The organism is Olivibacter sp. EAT-5, from assembly GCF_044784325.1.
Classification (GTDB): domain Bacteria; phylum Bacteroidota; class Bacteroidia; order Sphingobacteriales; family Sphingobacteriaceae; genus Olivibacter; species Olivibacter oleidegradans.
The window spans coordinates 4,703,806-4,717,409 of sequence record NZ_CP173028.1 but is presented as its reverse complement, the minus strand read 5'-3'; the positions used below and the strand labels follow the sequence as shown (position 1 = coordinate 4,717,409).

Here is a 13,604-nt window from a genome sequence, read left to right as displayed (position 1 = left end):
CCTTTTTTGCTATTGACGCATAACAGATTACACCTTCCATAAAAATGTCATTCACGGGAAAGTCTTATAATCCGCCCGTGAACAATCGTTAGTCATATTGGAATAATTTGTATAGATACCGTTACGGTATGCTATACATTACGTGTAACTTATGTTGAATAAAATCATTTTTTTTTGTATAAAAAACAAGCTGATTGTAGGTATATTTACCTTTGCACTCATTGTTTGGGGGGTATGGTCTGCAACTAAACTTCCTATTGATGCGTTACCTGACATTACCAATAATCAGGTGCAAATAATTACCAGTGCTCCCAGTCTGGCAGCTCAGGAAATCGAACGATTAGTTACTTTTCCAATTGAGCTATCCGTTGCCACCATTCCGCAGATGATCGAAATAAGAAGTATTAGTCGTTTCGGTCTTTCAGTGATTACGGTAGTATTCAAAGAGAAAGTAGATATTTATTGGGCAAGGCAACAGATTGCCGAGCGTATAAAAGAAGCTCAAAGCCAAATTCCACCAGGTATCGGCGAACCGAAATTGGGACCTATCACTACTGGTTTAGGGGAAATTTACCAATATATCATCCATCCCCGACCAGGTGCTGAAAAACGATATTCACCTACTGATCTTCGAACAATGCAAGATTGGATAGTAGCGCGGCAACTGTATGGAACTCCCGGTGTAGCCGAGGTTAATAGCTTCGGCGGAATATTAAAGCAGTACGAAGTTGCAGTTCGTCCGGATAGATTGCAGGCTTATAACATTACAATTGCCGAAGTATTCACCGCCTTACAAAACAATAATGAGAATACAGGCGGGGCATATATCGATAAAAAGCCCAATGCTTATTATATCCGTTCACTCGGCTTGGCGCGGAGTTTAACCGATATTGGAAACATTGTGATCAAAAAAGATAGTAAGGGTGTTCCAATTTTAATTAAAGATATCTCCAGTCCACAATTTGGTGGCGCCATACGATATGGCGCTTTAACCTATAATGGAGAAAGGGAGGCAGTGGGAGGTGTGGTTATGATGTTAAAGGGCTCTAATAGTGCAGAGGTCGTAAAGCTGGTTAAGGAAAAGATGCGGACGATACAAAAGTCGCTTCCCAAAGATATTGTAATCGAACCTTATCTAGACCGAACAAATCTAGTGAATCGCGCCATTGATACCGTCAAAAGTAACCTAATAGAAGGTGCCTTGATCGTTATTTTGGTTCTTGTCCTGTTTCTCGGTAACCTTCGTGCCGGCCTTATCGTCGCATCTGCTATTCCACTTTCCATGCTTTTTGCATTCTCAATGATGAACATCTTCGGTGTCAGTGCCAATCTGATGAGTTTAGGTGCTATCGATTTTGGCTTGATCGTAGACGGAGCAGTTATTATCGTAGAAGCCACAATGCATCACCTTGGCCTACGAAAATCTGCCTTCAGATTAAACCAAGAAGAAATGGACGATCATGTATTTGATTCAGCTGTAAAAATCCGATCGAGTGCTGCTTTTGGCGAAATCATTATTTTAATGGTATACATCCCTATTCTAGCATTAACGGGTATTGAAGGGAAAATGTTCAAACCAATGGCGCAGACTGTTAGTTTTGCGATCATTGGTGCTCTCATACTTTCCATGACCTATGTCCCGATGATGTGCGCGCTTTTTCTTTCTAAAAAACCAATACAAAAAAAGACTTTTTCCGATCGTTTAATGTATAAATTACAACGGTTTTATACTCCTTTATTAAAAAAAGCATTAAGAGCACCCTATTGGATTCTATCATTTACCTTGTTGCTTTTTGGAGGAAGTGCATACCTATTCTCAAGAATGGGAGCAGAATTCATTCCGCAACTAAAAGAAGGTGACTTTGCTTTTCAGTGTGTACTTCCACAAGGTGCGTCACTTTCACAGAGTATCGAAACGTCGATGAAGGCCGCTAAAATTCTCAAAACTTTCGATGAAGTAAAAATGGTGGTTGGAAAAACGGGTTCTGCTGAAGTTCCAACCGATCCAATGCCACCTGAAGCAACCGATCTCATGGTTATTCTAAAGAATCAATCAGAATGGAAAAGCGACCGTAGTTATGAGCAGCTTGCTACCGATATGGAGGCGGCGTTAAAATTACTACCAGGCGTGTATATCGAAGCCAATCAGCCCATACAAATGCGCTTTAACGAGTTAATGACGGGTATCCGGCAAGATGTGGCAATCAAAATTTTTGGCGAGAACTTAGATTCGCTTGCGACTTATGCTGATAAGGTGACAACTTCAATCGCCACCGTTCGCGGAGCTTCCGGTGTATTACCCGAGCCCATCAGTGGATTACCGCAAATTACAGTAACCTATAATTATGACCAACTTGCAAACTACGGTACAACCATCAAAGCACTAAACACAGCACTAAATACGGCTTTCGCCGGTGCAATTGCCGGTGTAATTTATGAAAATGAAAGGCGGTTTGATTTAGTTTTACGCTTAGATAGTACTGTTAAAAACAATATTGACGATGTTCGTAATTTGCTCGTGCCGATTTCAAATGGTGAACAAGTTGCACTTTCTCAGCTGGCAAATATCGAGTTTAAAGATGGCCCCGCGCAAATTAGTCGCGACGATGCAAAAAGACGTATAGTAGTCGGTTTCAATACTGTAGGTCGTGACGTCCAAAGTGTTGTTGACGACATCAAAAATAAAATTGATGAAGAAGTAAAATTACCGGATGGTTACTTTTATACCTTTGGAGGTCAGTTTGAGAATCTGCAAGAAGCAAAATCGAGACTACTCATCGCAGTACCCCTAGCTTTGTTGCTAATTTTCGTTTTACTGTTCTTTACATTCCGCTCGACGAAAGAATCCGTATTAATATTTACCGCCATCCCGATGTCGGCTATAGGTGGAATAATCGCTCTAAAGCTTCGTGATATGCCATTTAGCATTTCAGCCGGCGTCGGCTTTATTGCTTTGTTCGGCGTAGCCGTATTGAATGGTATCGTATTGATTAGTACATTCAATCAGTTGAAAAAAGCAGGACAGGGAAACATCCTACGCCGTATTCTTGAAGGATCACTCTCCAGGCTGAGACCTGTATTGATGACAGCAACAGCGGCGTCCCTCGGGTTTCTACCTATGGCTATATCCACCGGTTCCGGAGCTGAAGTTCAGAAGCCATTGGCCACCGTTGTCATAGGAGGTTTAGTAACTGCGACACTCCTTACCTTATTTGTTTTGCCGATACTTTATTTTCTTTTCTACTCTTTCAAACTTAGGAGTCCTAAACGCTTGATCCGAATGATTTCCTTAGCGCTAGTACTGCTTACCGGACCTTCCCTTATCGTTTCCGCTCAAAATCAACAAGACATGATCCAAGGCAGAATTAGCTTAGACGAAGCCATAAACATGGCCTTGAAAAACAATCCTGGACTTAAAGAAGCTGATGTAAATCGGCTTAGACAGAAAGCTTTGGAAAAAAGCGCTTTTGATCCGGCCAACATAGATATTTCGGCAGCGCAATCTCCTTTAGAAGGCGCCAGTCCGGACAACAACATAGGTATTGGTCAAACATTCAGCTTCCCAACGGTATACGGTGCTAAAAGACAACTGTTAGAAGAACAAACCACATTAGCGGCAACAAGTCTAACAGTAAGTAAGAACGACCTTATACGTGACGTGCGTATCGCTTTTGCTAATCTCGTTTATGCCAATCAATCACTCAAGCTCCGGACAAAACAGGATAGCATCTTGAATGAATTTCTCAAAATCGCCGAACTGCGTTATAATACAGGAGAAACTTCGAAGACCGAGTTACTGATTGCATCCAATCGTTATCGACAGCTTCAATTACAACAGCAACAGGCAGGCGCTGCTAAAATAGCTGCTTTGCAGGAGTTGATGCGTTTACTTAATGTATCCGAACCATACGATATAAAAGAGCAAGAAGATTATAAATTAAGTATTTTATCAACAACAGATAGTGTCGCACTTAAAAACAACCCGCTGCTATCTTTTGCTAATCAACAAATCCGCGTAGCGGAAGAATCGGTCAAGGTACAGAAATCGGCTTTTTTACCGGATATCACTGTTGGCTATCAACAGCAACTCATTCTTCAGGGATGGAATCCGGAAGGAATAAACAAATCATACGGACAAAGAACTAAAATAGCTGGTGTTTCTCTAGGGGTCGCAGTACCTCTATTTAATTTAGCCGCACAAAAAGCGAAAGTAAAAGCTTCTCTACTGGCAACCAAAGCTGCTGAATACGCATATGAGCAGACCTTCAATAATTTAAAAACGACTTTTATGCAACAATTAAGTTATTACCGACCGTTACAGGCTGCCCTTATATTTTATGAAGATAGTGGACTGCAAGAAGCGGACGAATTGATCGCCTCTTCGAGATTAGGATATAGAAAAGGTGAGATTGACTACGTAGCTTATACACAAAGTATAGAACAAGCTTTTAATACCCACCTCCAATACCTTGAAACACTTAATCGGTATAATCAGGTGGTAGCCACTATAAATTATCTAACAGGGAAATAACCATACCAGCATAGCTCAAAAAAACAAAAAATGAAAAGAATAAAATTATGGGGATGCGTTTGTGCCATCCTGTTGAATTTATCCTGTCAGTCAAATCGCTCAAATAAAGCATCAACCAATTCTTTCCGCACCGAAACGGCAGAAAACACCGCAAAAGAGGCTAAAACGTTCGGCCTGCTCAGTATTCGCGAAGATCAACTCAAGGCCATCGATGCTACCTTAGGTTATATTGAAAAAAAGGATCTAAAAAACGGCTTGCAAGCTGTGGGTTTTGTTCGGGTACACAATCAAGATAAAGCCTCCATATCGTCGTTATATGGAGGAAAAATACAATCCTTATATATTTCTCCCGGCTCTGTTGTAAAGAAAGGACAACTAATCGCTACGCTGCTTAATCCGGAAATTATCGTATTGCAAGAGGAGTATCTGACATTAAAAAACAGCATCGAGCTTACAAAGATCGAATTAAATAGACAAGAGGAACTCATGAGAGGAAATGCCGGTGCATTAAAGAATTACCAAAACATAAAAGCGCAGCTTGCCCAACAACAAATCCGACTCGCATCTATCCGGAAACAGCTAAGTTTGGCCGGCATAGATGCCCCGAAACTAAGCGTAGAAAACATAAGAGAAAGCCTATCGGTAACAGCTCCAATGGCCGGCACTGTTGCCAGTGTTGAAATGGGGCTTGGTGCCAGTGCTGATGCAGGGATGATTATTGCACGCATTGTTAATAATGAGGAAGTAGATCTCGATCTGTATGTTTATGAGAAAGATTTGGAGAAAGTAAAAATAGGGCAGGAAATCACATTCAGCCTTTCAAATAATCCCAACAAAGAGGGCAAAGCAATTGTCGATAAAGTAGGAAGTTCTTTCGAAGGAGAAAATAAAGCGGTTGCGGTGCATGCACGAATAGTAGGCAATCGGGATGGGTTCATAGACGGAATGGGTGTAAATGCGATACTAAGCATCGGAAATACCACGGTTAACGCGATTGCTAATGACGGAATTGCTCAGAAAGAGGGTAACAGTTATATATTTTACGTTAACGAAGAAAAGATCAACACAGACAAAGAAAAAGAATATCTCTTCAAACGTATTCGAATAAAAAAGGGTGCAAGCTCGCTCGGCTACACCGAAATTATCCCAATCGATGTATTACCTGACAGTGTTAAAGTCGCCACATCCGGCGCGGTATTCATTCAAGCCAAAATGGACGGCGGCAATCAGCATGGTCATTAACAATGATTATGAACAAGGGCATCTAATTTTTTTATTTATTAATTTTATTATTATGAAAGAACAGCATAAAGAGCAGCACAATACCGGTTTTTTTTCCAATATGGAGCTCGTATTTGCGCTGCTTTCGGGGCTCGCTTTGGGCATCGGCTATTTACTATCAATAAACAACGAAACATTCATGGCATTGGCAGCCTCTATTTTGGCCTATTTTTTCGGCGGGTTTTTCACATTAAAAGAAGCAATCAAAACCATAGCGAAAGGAGCTTTCGAGATTGATTTTCTCATGTTTGCCGCAGCAGTTGGAGCAGCTATATTAGGAAAATGGTCAGAAGGCGGCCTGTTACTTTTTCTATTCAGTCTTGGTCATGCTTTAGAACACTATGCACTCGGTAAAGCACGTAAATCGATACAAGCATTGACGGATTTAGCCCCGCCGACCGCCCTGTTACTGCAAGCAGGCAAGGAAGTGGAGATCAAAATAGAAGAATTGCAATTAGGGGATACTATACGTATAAAACCGAATAGCAAAGTTCCGGCAGACGGGGTTGTCGTAAGAGGTGAGGGGACTGTTAACCAGGCACCAATTACAGGTGAAAGTATTCCGGTAGATAAAATGGCCATTGATGACCCTACGAGAGATTATTCCAAAGTTAAGAAGATAGATCAAAAAAACCGGGTGTTTGCGGGCACTATCAACGGAAACCGAGTGCTAGAGGTCCAGGTAATAAAAGAGGCGAAAGATTCGACCATTGCACGATTAATACATATGGTTAATGAAGTAGAAGAACAAAAGTCGCCTACCCAATTATTGACCGATAAATTTCAGCGATATTTTGTTCCGGCCGTTCTTTTATTAGTGATCCTACTATGTTTCGCGTTTTTAATTGTTGATGAAACATTCAACGAAAGTTTTTATCGGGCCATATCAGTTTTGGTAGCGGCGAGCCCATGCGCCTTAGCTATTTCTACACCGAGTGCTGTATTAAGTGGTGTAGCCCGTGCAGCTAAAGGAGGAGTTTTGATCAAAGGAGGTAGGCCACTTGAAGATTTGGGTATATTAGATGCCGTAGCTTTCGATAAAACAGGGACTTTGACAGAAGGCAAGCCAAAGTTAGCTGAACTAATCATATTCGACGGAGTTGATAAGCAAGAATTTTATTCCACAGTTCTAGCTGTCGAACAGCAAAGCGATCACCCTTTAGCTCAGGCAATCGTTAACGGCATTAATGAAATCGTTGAACCTAATAGGATAAGTGAGGCTATCGATATAGAAAGTGTTACGGGTAAAGGCGTGAAAGGTACGATCGACAACAGCTTAGTTTTGATAGGGAATAAGGCTCTTTTCTCAAGTGATGACGGGAATCTTCCACAAGATTATAAAGAACAAGTGGAGACATTAGAAGCAGGAGGAAAAACGGTGATGTTAGTTAAAAAAGGAAAAGATTTTCTCGGAATTATTTCTGTAATGGACAAACCCCGAGTAGGCGCAAAAGAAACACTCACAGCGCTCCGAAAGCTTGGCATTCGACGAATGATCATGTTAACGGGCGATAATCAACAGGTTGCAAATTCTATTGCAAAGGAGATCGGATTAACGGACGCGTTCGGTGATTTAATGCCTGAAGATAAGGTAAGAGCCGTTAAACAACTCACAGACAAAGAAGGCAAGGTAGCCATGGTGGGCGACGGGGTGAACGATGCCCCCGCCATGGTAAAAAGTACGGTTGGAATCGCAATGGGAGCGGCGGGTTCGGACGTTGCACTGGAGACAGCAGATATAGCCTTGATGGCGGACAAGTTAGAAAACCTGCCTTTTGCGATCGGCCTAAGCCGTAAGTCGAAAGCAATTATTCGTCAGAATTTGTGGATAAGCTTAGGAGTAGTCGTGCTTCTCATTCCGCTAACTATGTTCGAGCTTGCCTCCATTGGCCCGGCTATTTTCGCTCATGAAGGCTCTACCTTGGTGGTCGTTCTTAATGCGTTGAGATTATTGGCTTATAAAAATTAAAACAGGGGGAACGTCTATAAGTTGCATTTTCGTCGCGCATTGAATGGAATGATTTGAAACGCTAGAATCGGGATGATAATGAAGCAATACGCCTAGACGTTCCTCTTATCCAAACCAACCGTAATAAAACAAGCCAACCACGACAGCAATACCAAAGCTTAGTAATGTACCTATTAACACATATTCAGTCAGTCTTCTGTCATCACCTTGCTTCAAGTCGCCAAATCTGAAAATTGATTTAGCGGCCAATAAAAAACCAACCGCGTCGAACTTTCCTACGATAATGAAGACAAAAATCAATAATCGCTCCAAATAACCAATCCACTTCCCCGCATTCTGCAATGAACTGTCAACCCTTCCGTCCTCTTGAGGTGTCCATTTAGAAATAGCCGTTTTAATAAGTATTGAACATGGTTTTGTGAGAAATAGCAGGGAAAGGTATAGGACCAGTTTTTCCGCATCGAACAGCTTGTCCAAAGAGGGTATCTCCACACTTTCAGCCATTATAACGGCCGCAGCAATAATTGAAACATGAAAGATCTGGTCAACAATTAGCGCCTCCACCTGCCATTTCTTTTGTTGAAAATATAGTTTCGCCAAATCGATTAAATAATGTGTCAATCCAATGAAAACAGCATAAGGCCAAAATTGGATATCCCAAGCCATTAACCATGCCAAACCGATATGAAGCAAACAATGGTAGTAGAGGTAAGGGGATTTTACTTTCTTATGTTCTTTTGACTTTACGCCTTTATCACTTTGTATAAAGAAGTCGCCTATCAAGTGGGCCAATAACAACCTTAAAAACAGCTCCATTATAAGTTATTAAATTGATTTCAGTCTTTTTTCAAACAATTCAATGAGATCCCTAATTTCCGCAAGATAAGCACGATTAAACCGTTCACTTACCGACGACTGGCTTATTCCCAAAATTTCACCCAATTCCTTTTGTGATAAGGTCGGATGATCAAAAACCGTTTGTACCAACATAGCCGAATTTGGTGTCCAATTGTCGATGAAGGTAAGGGCAAGCCTGAAAAACAAATTGAAATCTTCATTAAAAGTATTGTTCCCGGTTCGAATGGCCAAAGTTTGTTTATTTTTTTTAAGTAATTCAAATTGTTCGCCCGAGAAAAGGTAGGCGTCACCATATGATTCGGTGACACGCTCTCCTGTAAAGCTTTTCGCTCCAACACCTATTGATATTCGAGCGTCTAAGTCCTTTACGGTCTTTAAGCTCGCTTTTAAGTACAAAGCGCTATGCAAGGCATTTACTGGATTTGATAGTTCCAGCTGAAAACTATCGCCTCTAAAGATTTCCCAGTCTGTATCACTTTCAGTCACCTTGGAAAGACTTTCCTTTAACAGATCATTCCATTCTCTCGCAGATTTCGCCTTTCTTGAATTGATTATATCTCCTGTTAGTACCGCTATCATAAGCAGCAATATCGGACAAAAATCCGATATTAAAAAATATCGGCTAAATAATCTATAAAAATCGTTAAAACCTATATTTTTACATGATAAAACTATATAAAATGAAGACTTTCAAAATCTTATTTTTATTTTCTGCAGCACTTATAGTATGCGCCTGTAATAAAATATCGTTAACAAAGGAAGAGGCGTACAAGCTCATTGAGCAGCATAGAAAATATCCGCAGATTCAGAGCTATCAAATTTATACGAAAGATGCCGAAGACGGACGTCGAGTGTTAGATGCCGGTTTGGAAAAAGATGGATTGGTACAGGCAGAACGCAATCATAAAACAGGAGAGAATCAAAAGGCTATTATTCGTTTTACTGACAAAGCAAGTGAGCTCTTATTGCCTCCCGATAAAGGGCAGTTAAGCTCTGTCCAGAAGGTAAAAATCGCAGAGGAGGTACTTGATTCGGTTGTGTCGGTACAAGTCAGCGAACAACAAAAAACCGCCCTTGTTACCTTTACAACCAAGTATATAAATGTTAATCCCTTTTCAAAGTTAGATAAGAAAGACTATAGCCAAATAAAAAAGCATGAAGCTAAACTGAGCCTAACCAAGGATGGTTGGACTGTGCAATGATTACCGGATTAGCTACAATTATTAACTATTAAGATATTGTTAAACAAAAGATCAATAGAATTAAAAAAGAATGGCGACAAAGGGCATATCAGAAGACAACATTTTATAAATATGAAAAAAACAATAGAATTATGAAACACTTCTAGACTTTCTCAGTATATTTGCAATCCTATGTCTAGGCCATCCGGCCGCTTTTTTTAATAATAACAAAGGCCTCCAATCTCCCTGGAGGCCTTTTTACTTATAAAGAAACAAGAAAAAAACTATTTTATTAAATCTCTTATAACAGCTGAGGCAGCCGCCGCTCCAAATGTTGCCGGTATGTAAGACATCGTGCCGTAAGCAGATTTTTTATAGTTACTTCCATCTGTATAGATCAGTGAGTTCTTATCAGGAAGCTCAGAAGAAAAAACGACTTTAACCCCTTTGTAAATTTTGTGTTTCTTAAGTTTTTTACGAATATGTTGCGCCAATGGACAATTGTAAGTCTGTGAAATATCAACCACTTCCAATTTGGTGGGATCTACTTTACCACCGGCTCCCATTGAACTGACAAAACGGATTCGTTTTGCATAGGCTTGCCTAATAAAAGAAAGTTTGGGTGTTATACTATCTATAGCATCTACCGCATAATCCGGATTCATATTAATTAGGGATTCGATGCGTTCAGGGCTCATAAAATCGTTGATGACATGCAATTTCAATTCGGGGTTAATGGCGTACAAGCGTTCAGCCATTAATGTCGCTTTTGATTGCCCATGCGTTGTTGCTAATGCGGGTAGTTGTCTATTTCTATTGCTCGGATCCACCACATCGCCGTCGATTATGGTCATTTCTCCTACACCTCCTCTACATAAAAATTCGGCGGCAAACGAACCGACACCACCTAAGCCCAGTACCATTACATGGCTATTAATTAATTTATTCAAATTTTCCTTACCTATCAGAACTTCCGTTCTCGACAACCAAGCTGTTTCTTGCATGTATTTTATATATTAAATTTTGTCTTTTTAACACGGGCATAGTTCTCGTGAAGTTGTACGGCCAATGCCTCAACCGGCATACCTAGCACTACCGATGCTTTGTTGTAAACCGTTTCTATTTCTAATTCGGCATCATCTGTTTCCAGAAAGAGTTGAGTGAGCGGACATGCTTTTAGCGATTCAAGATGTTGATCTCTAATTAGAGAACGGCCAAATGACAAATAATATCCTTTCTCTATCAAAGTACGAGCAACAGTTATGCCCCTGTTAAAACCATGAAAAATGACAGGCACTTTGCTGTTAACTTTTTGCAGGCACTGAACAACTTCGCCAAAAGCCTTTACGCAATGAATTAGTAGGGGTTTATCAATCCGATTCGCAAGCTTTATTTGTTCAAAGAAAGCCTTTTCCTGAAGAAGCCATTCGGTCTCGCACCGTTTATCCAAACCACATTCACCGATTGCGAAAACCGTTTCATGTGCAGCATAGTTTGCTAGCTCATCCAGTTGACCTTTAAAAGAGGTATCGGTCACAAACCAAGGATGGATACCAATCGAACACGGATTGAAATCAAGACATCGGTTGTAGTTATCTCCAAGATTAATAACACTTACAACCCCTTCTGTTTGTTTATTATGGGTATGAATGTTTATAAACTTTCGCAAAAGATTTACCTAAACAAAATGATTTTTATTTTTACAGCGCTTTTTCCTCACGATCAGTTAGCTCAGTGGAAGACGCTAATGCATCTCCTGCAACTACGTTGAGCGAAGCGAGAACCTCTTGCTCTCTTGCTACGACAGCCTTGAAAGCCGATAGAAATTTAGAGGGAAGGGGCGTGGTTTCTCTAAAGTTTTGCTTTAGTGCATCCACTTGTTTTCCATTCTTCCAAAAACGGTAGCAGACATGTGGACCGGTAGCCAATCCCGTGCTTCCCACGTAGCCGATAACTTGACCTTGTCGAACACGTTGACCGGAACGAACCGCCCGTTTGCTCATGTGTAAATACTGCGTAGTGTAAGTTCCATTATGTTTTATTTTCACATAATTACCATTGAATTTAGAGAAGGCCGACTCGGTAACCACACCATTACCGGTAGCAATGATGGGTGTGCCTCTCGGAGCAGCATAATCGGTTCCCAAATGCGCCTTCCAAATTTTCTGTACAGGGTGCAACCGCCGCTTTGTATACCGCGAGGTTATCCGGCTAAATTTCAGGGGGGCTTTCAAAAAAGCCCTTCTTACGCTATTACCTTCTTCATCATAATACTCTCCTTTAGTTGTACTGTCTGTCTGAAAATAAAATGCCGACAATTCTTTCCCTTTATGTGAAAACACCGCAGACACAATATGACCTGCATCTACAGGCCGATCATCTACATATCGCCTTTCATATTGGATTTTAAACCAATCATTCTCACCAATCGCATAAAAATCGATCGCCCATCCATAAATTTCCGCTAACTTGATAGCTAGTTGTGGATCTGCACCGTTCCGCTGCAGCGCTTCATAAAGCGAATGATTGATATCACTCGCCACGGTTTCCAACCTGACAGCAACATCCTTCTTACCAGCATACACATTTAACGTATCCCGGAGATCATATACAATATAATCTATCGGATTCGGTTGATAAATAAAGTAGGCTGCTTTTTGTGGGTTATTTTTATACGTAAAGATCGTATATGGATTTCCGGCTGAAATTTTACGTACATTGAATATAGCTCTTGATTTATCAGCAAGTTTGCTGATCGTAACAGGGTCAACCTGATAAGCCGATAGAATATTGGACAGGAATTGATTTCTCTCAACCTTATTATTATGAACATCGAAGGAATCGACGGCTAGATTGAATTGCTTTGGAAGTGGAACCGGAATCTTCTCTTGGGCATTTACTGCTTTGGTGGGTGATTCTTCTGATGTTCTATTTATTTCGAATCCAGAAAAGAATACAATACCTGATCCTAAAACAAGTATTAAAACTACCAGGATCTTAATGGTATACTTATTGAATTTCATATAGTCGGGTTTGGGCGATTTACTGTTATGTATCAAAATTTGTGTACTAAAATCTAAATAATGTATTAGAATAACAAAAAAAGAACAATTTTATTGTGTAATACGCTGAAATATTATGGATAGACTGATTTACTCTTCTTCAGGTACGGAAAAGTGGTATACATATTGGTAACTATTACGTGATTAAAACCATCTCGGGAAAATTTAAAATGCAATATTTCATTAACCATTAACCCATATCACCATGGAGATTACAACTACTACCATACATCAGCTTAAATGGGATTTTCCGGATACCAACGAATTCCATGCCGTTATTAGCAATGGAAAAATTACGACACTTCACTTTCAAGACATTGGAGATCTCACCGATAGTGATCTCTGTTCTACGAATGAAAAATATTTAAGAAACATTTGCAAAGCACTGAAAGAGCTTTTTCAACATTTAGATTCCGTACGAGCCGTAGGAAATGTAGAAACCAAAGAAGAGGAGAAACAAGAAGGTACTCATTTGAACCCCATTAAACCTCAAATAAAATCATTTGCATTAGAAAAAGACCAGGCAGACGATCGTGATTATGAAGGAAAATACGTTTAGTTAAACAATAATATATTTAGCAATTCGTTTTTAATATTAACACGGGGGAGAAGTAAGAGACTTTTCGCCCGTGAGCGAGCCATCTCGAGGATAAAGAAAAACGTGAGTTTTGCAAGGGTTTTGTAAAACTCACGGATGCTCTATGTAAAAAATCTTAGTTTTA

10 protein-coding genes are annotated in these 13,604 nt (G+C 40.3%); 5 read left to right on the top strand and 5 right to left on the bottom strand.

Going from position 1 to position 13,604, the window contains the following annotated elements:
* The first annotated feature begins 151 nt into the window (after positions 1 to 151).
* From ACH11B_RS19625 to ACH11B_RS19615, 3 genes are read left to right on the top strand one after another with little or no spacing between them, the layout of a single operon-like run.
* A complete protein-coding gene (locus ACH11B_RS19625; protein WP_377608934.1) occupies positions 152 to 4,531 on the top strand; it encodes a CusA/CzcA family heavy metal efflux RND transporter in 4,380 nt (1,459 codons plus the stop codon).
* 30 nt (positions 4,532 to 4,561) lie between these two features.
* Positions 4,562 to 5,773 (top strand): efflux RND transporter periplasmic adaptor subunit, encoded by a 1,212-nt coding sequence (locus tag ACH11B_RS19620; protein WP_377608936.1) that lies wholly within the window; start codon positions 4,562 to 4,564, stop codon positions 5,771 to 5,773.
* A 52-nt stretch (positions 5,774 to 5,825) separates the two neighbouring features.
* On the top strand, positions 5,826 to 7,781 hold the full coding sequence (locus tag ACH11B_RS19615; RefSeq protein ID WP_377608938.1) for a heavy metal translocating P-type ATPase: 1,956 nt from the start codon (positions 5,826 to 5,828) through the stop codon (positions 7,779 to 7,781).
* A gap of 105 nt (positions 7,782 to 7,886) precedes the next feature.
* Here the strand turns inward: ACH11B_RS19615 and ACH11B_RS19610 are convergent, their stop codons facing one another.
* Both ACH11B_RS19610 and ACH11B_RS19605 read right to left on the bottom strand, forming a co-directional pair.
* On the bottom strand, positions 7,887 to 8,597 hold the full coding sequence (locus ACH11B_RS19610) for a DUF3307 domain-containing protein (RefSeq protein ID WP_377608940.1): 711 nt from the start codon (positions 8,595 to 8,597) through the stop codon (positions 7,887 to 7,889).
* A 9-nt stretch (positions 8,598 to 8,606) separates the two neighbouring features.
* On the bottom strand, positions 8,607 to 9,218 hold the full coding sequence (locus ACH11B_RS19605; protein WP_013666916.1) for a winged helix-turn-helix transcriptional regulator: 612 nt from the start codon (positions 9,216 to 9,218) through the stop codon (positions 8,607 to 8,609).
* Positions 9,219 to 9,319: 101 nt separating this feature from the next.
* On the opposite strand from ACH11B_RS19605, the gene ACH11B_RS19600 reads away from it, so the two are divergent.
* A complete protein-coding gene (locus tag ACH11B_RS19600) occupies positions 9,320 to 9,841 on the top strand; it encodes a hypothetical protein (RefSeq protein WP_377608942.1) in 522 nt (173 codons plus the stop codon).
* A 263-nt stretch (positions 9,842 to 10,104) separates the two neighbouring features.
* Here the strand turns inward: ACH11B_RS19600 and ACH11B_RS19595 are convergent, their stop codons facing one another.
* From ACH11B_RS19595 to ACH11B_RS19585, 3 genes are read right to left on the bottom strand one after another with little or no spacing between them, the layout of a single operon-like run.
* The gene (locus ACH11B_RS19595) at positions 10,105 to 10,824 is read right to left on the bottom strand and encodes a ThiF family adenylyltransferase (protein WP_013666914.1); all 720 of its coding nucleotides are present in this window, start codon (positions 10,822 to 10,824) and stop codon (positions 10,105 to 10,107) included.
* 5 nt (positions 10,825 to 10,829) lie between these two features.
* On the bottom strand, positions 10,830 to 11,489 hold the full coding sequence (locus ACH11B_RS19590) for a TatD family hydrolase (protein ID WP_130856003.1): 660 nt from the start codon (positions 11,487 to 11,489) through the stop codon (positions 10,830 to 10,832).
* Positions 11,490 to 11,520: 31 nt separating this feature from the next.
* Positions 11,521 to 12,843 carry a M23 family metallopeptidase gene (locus ACH11B_RS19585; protein ID WP_377608944.1) on the bottom strand — a complete coding sequence of 441 codons (1,323 nt, stop codon included), beginning with the start codon at positions 12,841 to 12,843 and terminating at the stop codon, positions 11,521 to 11,523.
* A 244-nt stretch (positions 12,844 to 13,087) separates the two neighbouring features.
* Here ACH11B_RS19585 and ACH11B_RS19580 point away from each other — a divergent pair, with 244 nt between their 5' ends.
* Positions 13,088 to 13,441 (top strand): hypothetical protein, encoded by a 354-nt coding sequence (locus tag ACH11B_RS19580; RefSeq protein WP_377608946.1) that lies wholly within the window; start codon positions 13,088 to 13,090, stop codon positions 13,439 to 13,441.
* The last annotated feature ends 163 nt before the right edge of the window (positions 13,442 to 13,604 follow it).